11 protein-coding genes are annotated in these 17,025 nt (G+C 62.0%); 8 read left to right on the top strand and 3 right to left on the bottom strand.

All coding sequences use genetic code 11. The annotated features are described in order from the left end of the window. Positions 1-172 precede the first annotated feature (172 nt). Positions 173-1,825: a dihydrolipoyllysine-residue acetyltransferase gene (gene aceF, locus HX801_RS18920; RefSeq protein WP_003209438.1), complete on the bottom strand. Its 1,653-nt coding sequence runs from the start codon at positions 1,823-1,825 to the stop codon at positions 173-175. Between the two features lie 11 nt (positions 1,826-1,836). Next, positions 1,837-4,482: a pyruvate dehydrogenase (acetyl-transferring), homodimeric type gene (gene aceE / locus HX801_RS18915; RefSeq protein WP_003209439.1), complete on the bottom strand. Its 2,646-nt coding sequence runs from the start codon at positions 4,480-4,482 to the stop codon at positions 1,837-1,839. Positions 4,483-4,865: 383 nt separating this feature from the next. Here aceE and glnE point away from each other — a divergent pair, with 383 nt between their 5' ends. Genes glnE through HX801_RS18875 form a run of 8 tightly spaced genes read left to right on the top strand, consistent with a single transcriptional unit; the run spans position 4,866 to position 14,807 of the window. After that, a complete protein-coding gene (gene glnE, locus HX801_RS18910) occupies positions 4,866-7,805 on the top strand; it encodes a bifunctional [glutamate--ammonia ligase]-adenylyl-L-tyrosine phosphorylase/[glutamate--ammonia-ligase] adenylyltransferase (RefSeq protein ID WP_102367964.1) in 2,940 nt (979 codons plus the stop codon). 55 nt (positions 7,806-7,860) lie between these two features. Continuing rightward, positions 7,861-8,895, top strand: coding sequence for a lipopolysaccharide heptosyltransferase II (waaF, locus tag HX801_RS18905; protein WP_087692498.1), 1,035 nt, complete (start codon positions 7,861-7,863; stop codon positions 8,893-8,895). Position 8,896: 1 nt separating this feature from the next. Continuing rightward, positions 8,897-9,955, top strand: coding sequence for a lipopolysaccharide heptosyltransferase I (waaC, locus tag HX801_RS18900; protein ID WP_003209442.1), 1,059 nt, complete (start codon positions 8,897-8,899; stop codon positions 9,953-9,955). After that, positions 9,955-11,079, top strand: coding sequence for a glycosyltransferase family 4 protein (locus tag HX801_RS18895; protein WP_177022508.1), 1,125 nt, complete (start codon positions 9,955-9,957; stop codon positions 11,077-11,079). The genes waaC and HX801_RS18895 overlap by 1 nt, the downstream gene beginning before the upstream one ends. After that, entirely contained in the window at positions 11,076-11,882 is an 807-nt protein-coding gene (gene rfaP / locus HX801_RS18890; RefSeq protein WP_134325629.1) for a lipopolysaccharide core heptose(I) kinase RfaP, read from the top strand. Before HX801_RS18895 ends, rfaP begins: the two co-directional genes overlap by 4 nt. Continuing rightward, complete coding sequence (locus HX801_RS18885; protein ID WP_177022507.1) at positions 11,882-12,616, top strand: lipopolysaccharide kinase InaA family protein; 735 nt, start codon at positions 11,882-11,884, stop codon at positions 12,614-12,616. The genes rfaP and HX801_RS18885 overlap by 1 nt, the downstream gene beginning before the upstream one ends. Beyond that, on the top strand, positions 12,613-13,365 hold the full coding sequence (locus HX801_RS18880) for a lipopolysaccharide kinase InaA family protein (protein WP_008439156.1): 753 nt from the start codon (positions 12,613-12,615) through the stop codon (positions 13,363-13,365). Before HX801_RS18885 ends, HX801_RS18880 begins: the two co-directional genes overlap by 4 nt. Then, the gene (locus HX801_RS18875; protein ID WP_177022506.1) at positions 13,365-14,807 is read left to right on the top strand and encodes a lipopolysaccharide kinase InaA family protein; all 1,443 of its coding nucleotides are present in this window, start codon (positions 13,365-13,367) and stop codon (positions 14,805-14,807) included. The genes HX801_RS18880 and HX801_RS18875 overlap by 1 nt, the downstream gene beginning before the upstream one ends. 66 nt (positions 14,808-14,873) lie before the next feature. Here HX801_RS18875 and HX801_RS18870 read toward each other — a convergent pair whose 3' ends face one another. Further along, entirely contained in the window at positions 14,874-16,964 is a 2,091-nt protein-coding gene (locus HX801_RS18870) for a TonB-dependent receptor (protein WP_174717770.1), read from the bottom strand. Positions 16,965-17,025: the final 61 nt, after the last annotated feature.

The following is a 17,025-nucleotide window of genomic DNA, read 5'->3' as shown; positions in this document are numbered from 1 at the left end:
GGTTTTCTGCAACCGGGGTGATGGGCGGTGTACAACCTCGATTTCCGTGTCCAGGTTTTCCCTGGAAAGCAGGCAAAAAAAGCCCCGCCAATTGGCGGGGTTGAGGTACGAGCGTGGCGCTCGGAAATCGTTGAAGCCAGGTCTTCTGCATGGGCAGAAGACCTGTTGTGGCTTAAAGCAGGATGGTGCGGATGTCGTTCAGCAACTGGCTCAGGCGCTGGGTGAAGCGTGCGGCAGCCGCGCCGTTGATCACACGGTGATCGTAGGACAGCGACAGTGGCAGCATCAGCTTCGGCTGGAACGCTTTACCGTCCCACACAGGCTGGATAGTGGCCTTGGAAACACCCAGGATCGCCACTTCCGGCGCGTTGACGATTGGCGTGAAGCCAGTGCCGCCAATGTGCCCGAGGCTGGAGATGGTGAAGCACGCGCCCTGCATGTCGTCCGGGGTGAGCTTCTTGTCGCGGGCCTTGGCAGCCAGTGCAGCAGCCTCAGCGGCAAGCTGCAGCAGGCTCTTCTGGTCGACGTTCTTGATGACCGGTACCAGCAGGCCATCCGGAGTGTCGACGGCAAAGCCGATGTGCACGTACTTCTTGCGAATGATCGCCTTGCCGCTTGGCGCCAGCGAACTGTTGAAGTCCGGCAGCTCCTTGAGCAAATGTGCGCAAGCCTTGAGCAGCAGGGGCAGCACGGTCAGCTTCACGCCGGCCTTCTCGGCCACGGCTTTCTGCGCAACGCGGAATGCTTCCAGGTCGGTGATGTCGGCCTGGTCGAACTGGGTCACGTGCGGGATGTTCAGCCAGCTGGCGTGCAGGCCGGCCGCGCCGATTTGCATCAGGCGGGTCATCGGCACTTCTTCGATTTCGCCGAAGCGGCTGAAGTCGACGGTGCGGATCGGCGGAATGCCCGAGCCACCGGTAGCAGCGCCGGCAGCCGGAGCTTCCTTGGCCTTCTGCATCATGGATTTGACGTAAACCTGCACGTCTTCCTTGAGCACGCGACCGTGAGGACCGCTGGCGGTTACCGCGCTCAACTCGACGCCGAATTCACGGGCCAGTTGGCGCACGGCAGGGCCGGCATGAACCTTGGCACCGCTTGGCGCAGGTGCAGCCGCCGGAGCCGGTGCGGCCTCGGCTTTTGCAGCAGGCGCAGGTGCAGGCGCGGCGGCAGCCGGTGCGGCTTCAGCCTTGGCGGCCGGAGCAGCGGCGGCCGGAGCGGCAGCAGCAGGAGCCGAAGCGCCCGCTACTTTCAGCTTGAGGATGAAGTCACCAGTGCCGACTTCGTCTTCCAGCTTCACGGCAATGCTTTCTACCACGCCGGCTGCCGGCGAAGGGATTTCCATGGAGGCCTTGTCGGACTCCAGGGTGATCAGCGATTGATCGGCTTCGACGGTGTCGCCGACTTTAACCAGCAGTTCGATGATCTTGGCCTTGCCCGACGAACCGATGTCCGGAACATGAATGTCCTGGACTGTTTCGGCGGCAGGTGCAGCCGCCGGAGCCGCAGGGGCCTCGGCAGCAGCGGCAGGCTTCTCGGCGGCAGGAGCCGGGGCAGCAGCAGGAGCGGCCGCCGCAGGGGCCGCATCAGCGGCACCTTCGATTTCCAGCTCAAGCAGTTCGTCGCCTTCTTTCAGGCGGTCGCCCAGCTTCACTTTCAGGCTTTTGACCACGCCGGCCTTGGGAGCAGGGATTTCCATGCTCGCCTTGTCCGATTCCAGGGTCAGGATGCTCTGGTCGGCTTCGACGGTGTCGCCGACCTTCACAAACAGTTCAATTACTTCACCTTCACCGCTGCCGATGTCAGGTACGCGAATGAGTTCGCTCACAGAAAGTCTCCTCAGCAGTCCAGTGGGTTGCGTTTTTCCGGGTTGATCCCGAACTTGACGATAGCGTCTGCTACCACCTTGGGTTCGATTTCACCACGGTCAGCCAAGGCTTCCAGGGCTGCCAACACCACGAAGTGACGGTCGACTTCGAAGAAGTGACGCAGCTTCTTGCGGCTGTCACTACGGCCGAAACCGTCGGTGCCCAGGACTTTGAATTCCTTGGACGGTACCCACTGACGAATTTGTTCAGCAAACAGCTTCATGTAGTCGGTAGAGGCGATAACCGGACCCTTACGGCCAGCCAGGCACTCTTCGACGTAGGTGCGCGCAGGCTTCTGGCCTGGGTGCAGGCGGTTGCTGCGCTCTACGGCCAGGCCGTCGCGACGCAGTTCGTTGAAGCTGGTAACGCTCCATACGTCAGCACCGACGTTGAACTCTTCACGCAGGATTTTTGCAGCTTCACGCACTTCGCGCAGGATGGTGCCGGAGCCCATCAGTTGCACGTGGTGAGCGGCTTCCTTGGTGTCTTCTTCGAGCAGGTACATGCCCTTGATGATGCCTTCCTCGACACCGGCCGGCATGGCTGGCTGCTGGTAGGACTCGTTCATCACGGTGATGTAGTAGAAAACGTCCTGCTGCTCTTCGGTCATCTTCTTCATGCCGTCCTGGATGATCACCGCCAGCTCATAGCCGTAGGTTGGATCAAAGGTGCGGCAGTTCGGGATGGTGCCCGCCAGGATGTGGCTGTGACCGTCTTCGTGTTGCAGGCCTTCGCCGTTCAGCGTGGTCCGCCCGGCAGTACCGCCGATCAGGAAGCCACGGGTACGGCTGTCGCCTGCTGCCCAAGCCAGGTCGCCAATACGCTGGAAACCGAACATCGAGTAGAAGATGTAGAACGGCAGCATCGGCTGGTTGTGGCTGGAGTACGAAGTACCGGCAGCGATGAAGGAGCTCATGGCGCCCGCTTCGTTGATGCCTTCTTCGAGGATCTGGCCCTTCTTGTCTTCCTTGTAGAACATCACCTGGTCTTTATCGACTGGCTCGTAGAGCTGGCCGACGGAGGAGTAGATGCCCAACTGACGGAACATGCCTTCCATACCGAAGGTACGGGCTTCGTCCGGGATGATCGGCACGATACGCGAGCCGATTTCCTTGTCCTTGACCAACTGCGCGAGGATCCGCACGAAGGCCATGGTGGTGGAGATTTCACGGTCGCCCGAGCCGTCCAGGATCGCCTTGAGGGTATCCAGTGGCGGAGTCGGGATGTTGAAGCTCTTGGCGCGGCGCTGTGGCACGAAACCGCCCAGTGCAGTGCGACGCTCGCTGAGGTAGCGGGCTTCGGCGCTGTTTGGCTCCGGCTTGAAGAACGGCAGGTTCTCCAGCTCTTCGTCCTTGACCGGGATGTCGAAGCGGTCGCGGAACAACTTCAGGCTGTCGACATCGACTTTCTTGGTGTTGTGCGCAGTGTTCTTCGCTTCGCCGGCACCGGTGCCATAACCCTTGATGGTCTTGGCCAGGATGACGGTCGGTTGTTCTTTGTGGTTGACCGCTTCGTGGTACGCCGCGTAAACCTTGTACGGGTCGTGGCCGCCACGGTTGAGTTTCCAGATCTCGTCGTCGGACAGGTCTGCAACCATTGCCTTGAGTTCAGGCGTGTTGAAGAAGTGTTCACGTACGAACGCGCCGTCTTTGGCCTTGTAGTTCTGGTACTCGCCGTCGATGACTTCGTCCATGCGGCGTTGCAGGATGCCGTCGACGTCCTTGGCCAGCAGTGGGTCCCAGAAACGGCCCCAGATGACTTTGGTCACGTTCCACTGAGCACCACGGAACACGCCTTCGAGTTCCTGGATGATCTTGCCGTTGCCGCGAACCGGGCCGTCGAGGCGCTGCAGGTTGCAGTTGATGACGAAGATCAGGTTGTCCAGCTTCTCGCGGCCAGCCAGGGAAATGGCGCCCAGGGATTCCGGCTCGTCACACTCGCCGTCGCCCAGGAAGCACCAGACTTTCTGCTTGCCTTCAGGGATGAAGCCACGGGCTTCCAGGTACTTCATGAAGCGTGCCTGGTAGATCGCCTGGATCGGGCCCAGGCCCATGGATACCGTCGGGAACTGCCAGAAATCAGGCATCAGCCAAGGGTGCGGATAGGACGAGAGGCCCTGGCCGTCGACTTCCTGGCGGAAGTTGTTCATTTGTTCTTCCGTGATGCGGCCTTCCATGAACGCACGGGCGTAGACGCCTGGCGAGGTATGGCCCTGGAAGTAGATCAGGTCGCCGCCATGTTCTTCGGTCGGGGCCTGGAAGAAGTAGTTGAAGCCGATGTCATACAGGGTTGCGCTGGAAGCGAAGCTGGAGATGTGACCGCCCAGGTCAGAATCTTTCAAGTTCGTGCGCATTACCATCGCCATGGCGTTCCAGCGTACCAGCGAGCGAATGCGGCGTTCCATGAACAGGTCGCCAGGCATGCGTGCTTCGTGGGTTACCGGGATGGTGTTGCGATACGGCGTGGTGATGGCGTAGGGCAGTTGCGAGCCGCTGCGGGTCGCGAGTTCGCCCATACGGGTCATCAGGTAGTGAGCACGGTCTTCGCCTTCTTTGTCGAGAACCGATTCCAGGGCGTCCAGCCATTCCTGGGTTTCGACGGGATCGAGGTCTTGCATGGCTTGCTCCAGGGCGGAAAGGCTACCAGAATCGGTTGCCTGAAGTTTGCGACTGGCCTTGTGGGCAGACGACATAAATTCTTGGATGGCCGAAGGTTGCTTCGGCGTCCTGTAGTTTTACTACAAATCGTCGGCCATTTCAGCCTTTCGAATGTATATACGAGTAGTAAAACTACACAAGACTGAGCGGATTGCTCGGTCTAGCTGGCGAGCATAATCGTTATTGTTGATCTTTTGCGAACAAGAAAGGGTAGAGATTTGATGTTGACTGCCAAAAAAGAAAAATTTTCAGCTATTTCTAACCTTTGTTCGACAGTCCTTCACCGAGCGTGGTTCTTGCGTTCACAGCTACAAGCCCTTTACGCGCCGATCAAGGATAGACCATGAGCCTTCCAATGCAGGCCGAACTCCCGGCCATCCTGCTTCCATTTGCCAAGCGGGCCGAGCAGTCATTTCGTGACGCCGTGGCCGGATTGGACGGCGATAATGGCCTTTCTGAGTGGACGCCGCAACGTTGGGCTGACTTCGCCCGTGTGTGCGCCGCCAGTGATTTCGTCATTGAACAGAGTGTTCGTGACCCTTTGATGTTGCTCGAGCTGGTGGCCTGGGGCGAACTGGACCGCAGCTTTGCCCCCGGCGAGCTGTGCGGACAGATTGCAACGGCCGTGCAACAAGCCGAGACAGAAGACGAACTGGGCCGGGTTCTGCGCCGCCAGCGCACCCGCCAGCAGGTGCGGATCATCTGGCGCGACCTGACCCGACAGGCGGACCTGGTGCAAACCTGCCGCGACCTGTCGGACATGGCCGACGCCAGCATCGACCAGGCCTATCAGTGGTTGTACCAGCGCCACTGCGTGTTGTTCGGCACACCCACGGGCCGTCGCAGCGGCGAACCGCAGCACATGGTCATCCTCGGCATGGGCAAGCTCGGCGCAGTGGAGCTGAACCTGTCGTCCGACATCGACCTGATCTTCGCCTACCCCGAAGGCGGCGACACGGTTGGCGTGAAGCGCTCGCTGGACAACCAGGAGTTCTTCATCCGCCTTGGTCAAAAACTGATCAAGGCCCTGGACCCGATGACCGTCGACGGCTTTGTGTTCCGGGTCGACATGCGCCTGCGACCTTACGGCTCAGCCGGGGCGCTGGTGCTCAGTTTCAACGCGCTGGAGCAGTACTACCAGGACCAGGGCCGCGACTGGGAACGCTACGCCATGATCAAGGCGCGGGTAGTGGCCGGTGACCAGGTGGCCGGTGCGCAACTGCTCGACATGTTGCGACCGTTTGTCTACCGGCGTTACCTGGACTTTTCCGCCATCGAAGCGCTGCGCACCATGAAGCAGTTGATCCAGCAGGAAGTGCGGCGCAAGGGCATGGCCGAGAACATCAAGCTCGGCTCGGGCGGCATCCGTGAAGTCGAATTTATCGCCCAGGCGTTCCAGCTGATCCACGGTGGCCGTGACCTGAGCCTGCAGCAGCGCCCACTGTTAAAAGTGCTGGGTACCCTGGAAGGCCAGGGTTACCTGCCGCCGGCGGTGGTCGCCGAGCTGCGCGATGGCTATGAATTCCTGCGCTACACCGAGCACGCGATCCAGGCGATCGCCGATCGCCAGACGCAGATGCTCCCGGATGGCACCGAAGACCAGGCGCGGATTGCCTTCATGCTGGGCTTTCCGGACTGGACCGCGTTTCATGAGCGCCTGATGTACTGGCGTGGCCGGGTGGACTGGCATTTCCGCCAGGTGATTGCCGATCCGGATGAAGAAGAGGGCGAAGAGAGCGAGTTGGTGGTGGGCGGTGAGTGGTTGCCGTTGTGGGAAGAGTCCCAGGACGAGGAAGCCGCCTGCCGTCAGTTGCAGGAAGGCGGTTTTACCGACGCGCCCAAAGCCTTGAAAACCCTGGCCGGCCTGCGCAGCAGTCCGCAATTGCGTGCCATGCAGCGCCTGGGTCGCGAGCGTCTGGATGCATTTATCCCGCGCTTGCTGGCCCAGGCCGTCGAACATGCCAACCCGGACCTGGTACTGGAGCGCGTCCTGCCCTTGGTCGAAGCCGTCGCCCGGCGTTCCGCTTATCTGGTGTTGCTGACGGAAAACCCCGACGCCCTGCGTCGCCTTCTGACCCTGTGCGCCGCCAGCCCGTGGATTGCCGAGCAGATCACCCGCTTCCCGCTGCTGCTGGACGAACTGCTCAACGAAGGCCGCCTGTTCAAGCCGCCGCTGGCGCCGGAACTGGCCGCCGAATTGCGCGAGCGCCTGACGCGCATCCCCGAAGATGACCTTGAGCAGCAGATGGAGGCCCTACGGCACTTCAAGCTGGCCCACCGCCTGCGGGTGGCCGCCTCGGAAATCGCCGGCAGCCTGCCGCTGATGAAAGTCAGCGACTACCTGACCTGGCTCGCCGAAGCCATCCTCGAACAAGTGCTGGCCCTGGCCTGGCGCCAGACGGTTGCCCGCTACGGCTCGCCGCAACGGGTGGACGGCACCTTGTGCGATCCTGGCTTCATCATTGTCGGTTATGGGAAAGTCGGCGGCATCGAATTGGGGCATGGTTCGGACCTGGACCTGGTGTTTATCCATGACGGTGACCCCCAGGCCGAAACCGACGGTGCCAAGCCGATCGATGGCGCGCAGTTCTTTACCCGGCTGGGGCAGCGAATCATTCATCTGCTGACCACCCAGACCAACTCGGGCCAGTTGTATGAAGTGGACATGCGCCTGCGGCCTTCGGGCGCATCCGGTTTGCTGGTGAGTTCTCTGGGCGCATTTGCGCGTTATCAGGAAAACGAAGCCTGGACCTGGGAGCACCAGGCGCTGGTGCGTGCGCGAGTGCTGGTAGGCAGTCAGGATGTGGGCCGTGCTTTCGAGCAGGTACGGGCGCAAGTGCTGGGCCGCGCGCAGGACCTGGACAAGCTGCGCCAGGAGGTCAGCGAGATGCGCGCCAAGATGCGCGACAACCTCGGCACCAAGTCCACGGCGGCGGGAACGGCGGCGAATGCCTTCGAACCCACGGCGTCGTTCGACCTCAAGCAGGACGCCGGAGGTATCGTCGATATTGAATTTATGGTGCAATACGCGGCTCTGGCGTGGTCTGCGCAACATCCATCGTTGCTGCGCTACACCGACAATATCCGCATTCTGGAAGGCCTGGAGCAGGTCGGGCTGATGCCCGCCGCCGATGCCCATTTGCTGCGCGAGGTGTATAAAGCCTACCGTTCCGCCGCTCACCGCCAGGCCCTGCAGAACGAGGCCGGTACGGTGGCAGGGGACCAGTTCGCTGACGAACGGCGCCAGGTGCAGCGAATCTGGCATGAACTGGGGTTAAGCTGAAACACTATATAAGGCGGGGAGGCATGAGCCTCCCCGTATCGTTTGTGGAAACTACATGAATATTCTGATCGTTGGGCCCAGTTGGGTCGGTGACATGGTGATGGCGCAGACACTGTTCCAGTGCCTCAAGCAACGTCATCCCGACTGCCAAATCGACGTGCTCGCCCCCGAGTGGAGCCGGCCGATCCTTGAGCGCATGCCCGAGGTGCGTCAGGCCTTGAGCTTCCCGCTCGGCCACGGCGCGCTGGAGCTGGCGACCCGTCGACGCATCGGCAAGTCCCTGGCCGGCCAGTACGATCAGGCGATCCTGTTGCCCAACTCGATGAAGTCGGCACTGGTGCCGTTCTTCGCCGGTATTCCCAAACGCACCGGCTGGCGTGGCGAGTTTCGCTATGGCCTGCTCAACGATGTGCGCAAGCTCGACAAGGCCCGTTACCCGCTGATGATCGAGCGCTTCATGGCCCTGGCCTACGCGCCGGGAGCCGAGTTGCCGACGCCTTATCCGCGCCCGAGCCTGCAAATCGACCCGGTCACCCGCGACGCCGCCCTGGCCAAGTTCGGCCTGGAGCTGGACCGTCCGGTGCTGGCGCTGTGCCCTGGCGCGGAGTTTGGCGAGTCCAAGCGCTGGCCTTCGGAGCATTACGCCAAGGTTGCGGAGATGAAGATTCGCGAGGGCTGGCAGGTCTGGTTGTTCGGCTCGAAAAACGATCATTCGGTGGGCGAGGATATTCGCCAGCGCCTGATCCCGGGGCTGCGCGAAGAGGCGGTCAACCTGAGCGGCGACACGTCCCTGGCCGAGGCTATCGACTTGCTGTCCTGTGCCGACTCGGTGGTGTCCAACGACTCCGGCCTGATGCACGTGGCCGCGGCGCTGAACCGCCCGCTGGTGGCAGTGTATGGCTCGACGTCTCCCGGGTTTACCCCGCCGCTGGCCGACAAGGTCGAAGTGGTGCGCCTGGGCCTGGATTGCAGCCCGTGTTTTGATCGCACCTGCCGCTTCGGCCACTACAACTGCCTGCGCCAGTTGCTGCCGCAACCTGTCAGCGACGCGTTGCAGCGGTTGCAGGGCACTGTGGTCGAGGTTCGTTAAGTTGCGGGTTCTGGTAATCAAGACCTCATCCCTGGGCGATGTGATTCATGCCTTGCCGGCGTTGACCGACGCGGCGCGGGCGATCCCGGGCATCCGGTTTGACTGGGTGGTGGAGGAAGGCTTCGCCGAGATTCCCACCTGGCACCCGGCGGTGGACAAGGTGATCCCGGTGGCGATCCGCCGCTGGCGCAAGAACCTCTGGCAGACCTTCAAGAGTGGCGAATGGCGGCGCTTCAAGAAGAGCGTGCAGTCGACCAAATACGACCTGGTGATCGACGCCCAGGGCCTGCTGAAAAGTGCCTGGCTGACCCGCTACGTACGTGCCCCGGTGGCCGGTTTCGACAAACAGTCGGCTCGCGAGCCATTGGCGGCGCACTTCTATTCCCGGCGCCTGGCCGTGGCCCGTGGGCAGCACGCGGTGGAGCGCTTGCGCCAGCTGTTTGCCGTCGCCCTCGGTTATGACCTGCCAAAAGGCCTGGGCGACTACGGCCTCAGTGTCGACAAGTTGCTGGGCCTGCCGCCGAAAAAACCGTTTGTACTGCTGCTGCACGGCACCACCTGGGACACCAAGCACTGGCCGGAAGCCTACTGGCGCGACCTGGCCGAACGCATGGACCGCTTTGGCGTGGACGTGAAGTTGCCGTGGGGCAATGCCGCCGAAAAAGCCCGGGCTGAACGCCTGGCCCAGGGCCTGAAAAACGCTGAAGTGCTGCCCAGGCTGAACCTCGCGGGGGTGGCCCGAGTGCTGGCGGGGGCGAAGGCGTGTGTTGCGGTCGACACCGGCCTTGGCCACTTGGCCGCAGCGCTGGATGTGCCAACGATTTCTCTGTTCGGCCCTACCAATCCTGGCCTGACCGGGGCTTATGGCAAGGCGCAGATTCACCTGGCCAGCGACTTCCCGTGTGCGCCATGCCTGCAAAAGAAATGCACTTATCAACCGACTGCCGAAGACCAGCGTCGGTTCGATCTCAAGCGCGAGTGGCCCCTGTGCTTCACTCGCCTGAACCCTGAGCGTGTCGCAACGCGATTAAGCACGTTGTTATTGGCTGAGGAACACTGATGCAACTGGCTTTTGTCCTCTACAAATACTTCCCCTTTGGCGGCCTGCAGCGCGACTTCATGCGTATTGCCCTGGAGTGCCAGCAGCGCGGGCATCAGATTCGCGTCTATACGCTGATCTGGGAGGGTGACGTGCCGCCGGGCTTTGAAGTACTGGTGGCGCCGGTCAAGGCGCTGGTCAACCATCGGCGCAATGAAAAGCTCTACGCCTGGATCCAGGCCGACCTAGCCAAGCGCCCGGTCGACCGCGTGGTGGGCTTCAACAAGATGCCGGGGCTGGACCTGTACTTCGCCGCCGACGGCGTGTTCGAAGACAAGGCACAGAACCTGCGCAACCCGATGTATCGCTGGTTCGGCCGGTACAAGCACTTTGCCGAATACGAGCGTGCAGTGTTCGACAAAGACGCCAAGACGCAGATCATGGTGCTGTCCGAACACCAGCAGCAACTGTTCACCCAGTATTACGGGACCCAGGCCGAGCGTTTTCATTTGTTGCCGCCGGGCATCGCCCGCGACCGCCGCGCGCCGCCCAATGCTGCCGAGATCCGCGCCGAGTTTCGTCGCGAATTCGGCCTGGCCGACGATGATTTGCTGCTGGTGCAGATTGGCTCGGGCTTCAAGACCAAGGGCGTCGATCGCAGCCTCAAGGCCGTGGCCGCGCTGCCGTCGAGCCTGAAGAAACGCACCCGGCTATTTGTAATCGGCCAGGACGACCCCAAAGTATTCCAATTGCAGAGTGCTGCGCTGGGCCTGGGCGACCAGGTGCAGTTCTTCAAGGGCCGCAGCGACATCCCGCGCTTTCTGCTGGGCGCCGACCTGTTGATCCACCCCGCGTACAACGAGGCGGCCGGCATGGTGCTGATCGAAGCGGTGGTCGCCGGCCTCCCGGTGCTGGTGAGCAAGGTCTGCGGCTACGCGTTTTACATCGACAAGGCCCAGAGTGGGCGGGTGTTGGACGAACCGTTCGAGCAGGCCCAGCTCAACCAGTACCTGGTGGATATGCTCGACGATCCACAAGCGCGCGCGGCCTGGAGCCGCAATGGTCTGGCCTTCGCTGAGAAGGCCGACCTCTATAGCATGCCGCAGTACGCTGCGGACCTGATTCTGGCGGAGCCAAACCGATGAAGTTGATTCTTGCCGAACCGTTCAAGACCCTGTGGGCCGGACGCGATGCGTTCGCCGAAGTCGAGAAGCTGGACGGCCAGGTGTTTCGTGAGCTGGCCGCGCGCCGTACCCTGCGTACGGAAGTGGAAGGCCGCCATTATTTTGTAAAGATCCACCGGGGAATTGGCTGGGGTGAAATCCTCAAGAACCTGATCACGGCCAAGTTGCCTGTCTTGGGCGCGGGCCAGGAGTGGGACGCGATCCAGCGTCTGCAGGAACTCGGCGTGCCCACCATGACCGGCGTGGCCTTTGGTGAAAAGGGCAGCAACCCGGCCGACCAGCACTCGTTCATCGTCACTGAAGAGCTGGCGCCTATCGTCAGCCTTGAAGACCTGACCATGGACTGGGTCAAACAGCCGCCCGTGCCGGCGATTCGGCATGCCTTGACCGTTGAGCTTGCGCGCACCCTAGGCACGATGCACCGGGGGGGCGTGAACCATCGTGATTGCTACCTGTGCCACTTCCTGTTGCACACCGACCAACCGGTTACCGTGCACAACATCAAGCTCTCGGTGATCGACCTGCACCGTGCCCAGGTGCGTTCGAAGATTCCCCGGCGCTGGCGTGACAAGGACCTGGCGGGGCTTTACTACTCCGCCCTGGAGATCGGTTTGACCCGGCGCGACAAACTGCGGTTTCTCAAGGCGTACTTCCAGCAACCTTTGCGCCAGATCCTGGGCGAGCAAAGCGCGCTGCTGTCGGCGTTGGAACGTATGGCCGCCAAGCTTTACGCACGCAAGCAACGATACGGGGATGCGCTCTGATGGCGGGTTGGAACCTGGAACCCGCTTACGCCGCCCTGGCGGATGACTTTGGTAGCCTGGAAGCCGTGTTCGCCCTGCAAGGCGAGCGGCTGACCCGCGATCCGTTGTCCGAAGTGATTCGCGTGGAGCGCGGCGGGGTCAACTATTACGTCAAGCGCTACGTCGGTGCAGGCAAGGGGTTGCGCCGCTATCTGGGCAAGCCACGAGTCAAGTCCGAATGGCAGAACCTCAAGCGCTTCGCCAAGTGGGGCATACCCACCGCCGATGTGATCGCCTGGGGCCTGGAGCGTAAAGGCCTGGCGTATCACCGCGGGGCGATGATCACGCGCGAGCTGCCGAAGACTGAAGACTTGTCGGCATTGGCCGAGCGCAATGCCCCGCAACTGTCAGACCCGGTGTGGGTCAACAAGATCAGTCGCCAGCTCGCTGAATACACGCGGACCATGCACGACCACCGGTTTACCCACAACGATTTGAAGTGGCGCAACTTGTTGGTGGACGACCAGCAAACCCTGTACCTGATTGATTGCCCCAACGGCGATTTCTGGCGCGGGTTCTGGCTCAAATACCGCATCACCAAGGACCTGGCCTGCCTGGACAAGGTCGCCAAGTATCACTTGTCGGCCACCCAGCGCCTGCGCTTCTACATGCAATACCGTCAGCGCAAACACTTGAGCGCGGCGGACAAACAGCGAATTCGCCACGTGGTGAAGTTTTTCGAGGGGCGAGAATGAGTGATTTCCTGGCGGCCGAAGATCGAGCATTGCTTGAGCGCAACGGCCTCGGCACTTTCGACGCGCTGTGGGCCAAGCAACTGGATGCGGTGGACGAGCCCAATACCAGCCGCGGCGGCTGGAGCAGCGTGTTTCGCCTCGAACTCGAAGGCCAGGGCTACTACCTCAAGCGCCAGAGCAACTACCTGACGCGCACCTTGCACCGCCCGTTTGGCGAGCCGAGTTTTGCCCGCGAATTTCGTAATATCAGCCGCTATCGGCAATTGGGTATTCCGGCATTGCAGGCGGCGTTTTTCGGTGAGCGCAAAGTGGCCGGAGAGCATCGGGCGATGTTGCTGACCCGGGCGCTGGATGGTTGGAATGACCTGGATTCATTGCTGGAGCAATGGTCTGAGTTGAGCGACGTGCAGCAGCGGGCAATCCTGCTGGCCTGCGGTCAGCTTGCTCGTCAGTTGCACAGCGTGGGCCAGGTGCATGGCTGTTTTTATCCCAAGCATATTTTCCTGCAGGCCACCGGCGACGGGTACGCGGCGCAGTTGATCGACCTGGAGAAAACCCGCCCGCTGCTGTTCGGCTGGCGTGACCGGGTCAAGGACCTGGAACCGCTGTTGCGCCGTGCGCCGCAATGGTCGGACGATCAGGTTCGCCAGCTGTTGGCGGCCTACCTGGACCAGCCGCAGGACAGCGCATTGGTTGCCACCTGGCACCAGCGCCTGGCGGCCCGGCGCAGTCACAAGGAGAACCGCTGATGCGTTTGTCCGAACTGAAAAATGCCGGCCGCACGCCAAGCCTGCCCCTGAGCATCGAACTGGCAGACGCTGCCGGGCCTGGGCAGTTGCAACTGCTGAGCCTGCTGCGGGTATTGCCGGGCCAGCGTTATGTCGGCGCAGCTGTGTGGCGCGGGCGCCCGGTGCTGGCCAAATTGTTGGTGGGCAGCAAGGCGGCGCGGCATTTTCAGCGTGAACTCAAGGGCGTGCGGCTGTTGGCCGAGCAAGGCCTGACCACGCCGCTGTTGCTGGCCGATGGTCTGCAAGAGGGTGAGGGCGGTTGGCTGCTGTTCGAGTTTCTTGAAGGCGCCGATAGCCTGGCTGATGCGTGGCAGGCTGTTGAACACTTGCCGCCGCTGGCTGACCAGCAGCAAGCGGTGCTCGCCGAAGCGCTGGGTGCGATTGCGCAGATGCACGCCAAGGGCCTGTGGCAGGAAGACCTGCACCTGGACAACCTGCTGCGTCAGGACGGCAAACTGTATTTGATCGACGGCGCCGGGATCTGTGTCGAAGAGGCGGGCAAACCGCTGTCGCGTAACCGGGTCCTGGAAAACCTTGGGGTGTTTTTCGCGCAGTTGCCGAAAAACCTCGAGCCGTTTACCGAAGAGTTGCTGGTGTATTACCTGCTGAGCAATGGCGAACACGCGTTGCCGCTCGAAGCGTTGCAGAAGCAGGTACGCAAGGTCAGCGTCTGGCGCTTGAAGGATTTCCTGAGCAAGGTTGGCCGGGAGTGCACGCTGTTCAGCGTCGTGCGCGGGCCGTTCGCCTTGCGCGCGACTCGTCGTGAGGAAGAAGCGGCCATGCTGCCGGTGCTGGAGCAGGCTGACGCGCTGCTGGATCAGGGCCACCTGTATAAAACCGGCGGGGCGGCCAGTGTCGCCAAGGTCGAGGTGGGTGGTCGGCCGCTGGTGATCAAGCGCTACAACATCAAGGGGGTTGCCCATTGGCTCAAGCGCTTCTGGCGCCCGAGCCGGGCCTGGCATTCGTGGCGCGAAGGCAATCGCCTGGCGTTCCTCGGCATCGCCACGCCCAAGCCGCTGGCGTTGCTGGAAAAGCGCTTCCTGTGGCTGCGCAGCCGCGCGTATCTGGTGACCGAGTACCTGCCGGGGCCGGACATCATCGAGCGGTTCGCGCCGTATGTTGAGAGTGGCGAGGCACCCGAGGCCGAATTGCAGGCCCTGGATAATTTGTTCGCAGAGTTGATCCGCGAGCGCATCAGCCATGGGGATTTCAAGGGGCATAACCTGTTCTGGCACACGGATCGCTGGGCGCTGATCGACCTGGATTCGATGTGTCAGCACACGTCCTTGAGCAGCTTCGCTCCGGCATATGCCAGGGATCGGGCAAGGTTTATGCGTAACTGGCCTGAGAGCAGTGCGTTGTATCGGGTGATTGATCAGCGGTTGCCAAAGGCAGTGGGCTAGGGGTTTAGGGCCGCTGCGCGGCCCAACGGGAGCAAGCTCCCTCGCCACAAGTTCGATGGTCAGTTTCTAAAATGTGTACTCGGCGCCTGCGCCGGCGTACCAGGAGCGTCCCGGCGCTGCTTCGTAATAGCGGCCGTTGCCGTCTCCGACAATCACCGACCCCACATATTGGCGATCCAGCAAGTTATCCAGGCGCAGGGTCTGGTGGAACGTCCAGTGCTCCACCTTCTGCTCAAAGCGTGCACGCCAGTTGAACACGCTGTAGCCCGGTGCCGCGTGTTGCTGGTTGGTGTCTTCGACGTAGACCTTGCTGCGGTACATGCCTTCCACGGCGGTGCTGACCCAGTCCCGGGGTTTCCAGTTGAGCTCTGCGAACAGTGTGGTTTGCGGCACACCGGGGAGGTAGTTGCCTTTGTCCACCGGTTTGCCGCCGCCAATGAAGTCGCTGTCGTAGGTGGCTTGCAGGCGGGTGTAGGCGATGTTGGTGCTCCACTGCTCGCTGAGCTGGCTTTCGATGCCAAGTTCGAAGCCGCGGCGCAGGGTGCGGCCGGCGTTCTGGTAGCTGGTGCGGCCGCCGATCGATTGGTCCACCACCAGCTCGTCCTCGGTGGTGATCTGGAAGACAGCGGCGTTGACCCGGGTGTCGTTCAACTGTGCCTTCAAGCCCACTTCATACTGCGTGCTTTCCGACGGCTTCAGGCCGAAGTTGAACCCTTCGATGTTGCCCGGCGCGTACGCCAGTTCCGCCTGGGTTGGCGTCTCGAACCCCTTGCCGGCACTGACGTAGCCGTGCAGGTCGGGCGTGAAGGCGTACATCACGCTCACGGACGGTGTGTTCTTCTGATAGGTCTTGTTGCCGCTGGAGTCGCCGTTGCTCAGGAACTGGTCGTCGACATCCAGTTCCATGGTGCTGTGGCGTACCCCGGCTTGCAGGGTCCAGCGATTGATGGCCCAGTTGGCCTGGATGTAGGGGTCGAGGCTGCGGGCGGTGTCGATTTCATCCCGGCGCAACTGGCCTTTTACGCCAAGGGTGTTGCCGCTGTAGTTCTGGTAGCCGTGGCGGCTGTCTTCGCTCTGGTCGAAATCCAGGCCGGTGATGATCATCAGCTCGCCCGGCACGCTGTCGACCGGTTGCATCCAGCGCACGGAGCCGCCGTAGAACTTGCGGTCGAACTGCACCACGCCGCCGCCGCGTTCGTTGGCGGGCGTTCCCTTGGGAATCGACAGGTACTGAATCACGCTCCGTCGCCCGGTATAGGCATTCACCTGCAGTGTGGCGTCACCGAAATACCGCTCGTAATTCATCCCCAGTTGCTGGTGGTCGATGCTTTTGCGGGTGTTGTACAGCTCGGCGGCGCTGCTAACTGAGCGCGGGTCGGCCTTGTACGCATCCCACGCCTGCCCCAGCGGATCCTGCGTGCCGTTCTGTTCCAGGCTGCTGTAGATCAGCGCCAGTTTGCTGTCTTCATCGGGCTCGAAATTGAGCTTGGCAAAGGTCTGGTCGCGGCGGGCGCTGCTGTGGTCGCGATAACCGTCGGTGTCCATGCGCGAGGCGTCCAGCACGAAGCCTGCGCCGTCTGCCGCGCCTTCGGCGGTGAGGTGGTTCTTGCTCAGGCCGTCACTGCCCACCAGCGTCTCGGCACCGATGCGCGGCGGGCCTTCGCCGTTGCGGGAGAACATCTGGATCACGCCGCCGGCATTGCTGCCATACAGCGTGGCGGCCGGGCCGCGCAGGACTTCGATGCGCTCGGCGGTGTCGAGGTTGAACGTCGCCGCCTGGCCCTGACCGTCCGGGGTGCTGGCGGGTATGCCGTCGGCGATCAGCTTGATACCGCGCACACCAAATGCCGAGCGGGCACCGAAGCCACGGGAGGAAATCTGCAAGTCCTGGGCGTAGTTCTGGCGATTTTGAACCACCAGGCCGGGCACGCGGGACAGTGCCTCTGAAGCATTGATGCCCAGTTGGCCATCGCTGATTTGCTCGCGGCTGATGCTGTCCACCGAATACGGCAGGTCAAACGACGGGCTGGCACTGCGCGAACCGGTGACCACGCTGGGGTCGAGGACCAGTGGCGCTTCATCGGCCTGGGCGCTGCTGTACAGGCCAAGCAGTCCGGGAAGCAGCATCGCAAATCGAGTGGGTACAACAACTTTCATGAGTAAACCAGCATCCATGGCGCACAAAAGTGCGCGAGTTTAACGATTCAGCCAGCTTTTG

This window comes from Pseudomonas sp. G1002 (assembly GCF_013385455.1).
In the GTDB taxonomy this organism is placed as follows: Bacteria; Pseudomonadota; Gammaproteobacteria; order Pseudomonadales; family Pseudomonadaceae; genus Aquipseudomonas.
This window is presented reverse-complemented; position numbering and strand designations above follow the sequence as displayed.

Bases quoted from the DNA above. Each gene is read 5' to 3' on its own strand.
- aceE (WP_003209439.1), bottom strand. From the start codon at position 4,482: ATGCAAGACCTCGATCCCGTCGAAACCCAGGAATGGCTGGACGCCCTG.
- glnE (WP_102367964.1), top strand. From the start codon at position 4,866: ATGAGCCTTCCAATGCAGGCCGAACTCCCGGCCATCCTGCTTCCATTT.
- waaF (WP_087692498.1), top strand. From the start codon at position 7,861: ATGAATATTCTGATCGTTGGGCCCAGTTGGGTCGGTGACATGGTGATG.
- HX801_RS18895 (WP_177022508.1), top strand. From the start codon at position 9,955: ATGCAACTGGCTTTTGTCCTCTACAAATACTTCCCCTTTGGCGGCCTG.
- rfaP (WP_134325629.1), top strand. From the start codon at position 11,076: ATGAAGTTGATTCTTGCCGAACCGTTCAAGACCCTGTGGGCCGGACGC.
- HX801_RS18885 (WP_177022507.1), top strand. From the start codon at position 11,882: ATGGCGGGTTGGAACCTGGAACCCGCTTACGCCGCCCTGGCGGATGAC.
- HX801_RS18880 (WP_008439156.1), top strand. From the start codon at position 12,613: ATGAGTGATTTCCTGGCGGCCGAAGATCGAGCATTGCTTGAGCGCAAC.
- HX801_RS18875 (WP_177022506.1), top strand. From the start codon at position 13,365: ATGCGTTTGTCCGAACTGAAAAATGCCGGCCGCACGCCAAGCCTGCCC.
- HX801_RS18870 (WP_174717770.1), bottom strand. From the start codon at position 16,964: ATGAAAGTTGTTGTACCCACTCGATTTGCGATGCTGCTTCCCGGACTG.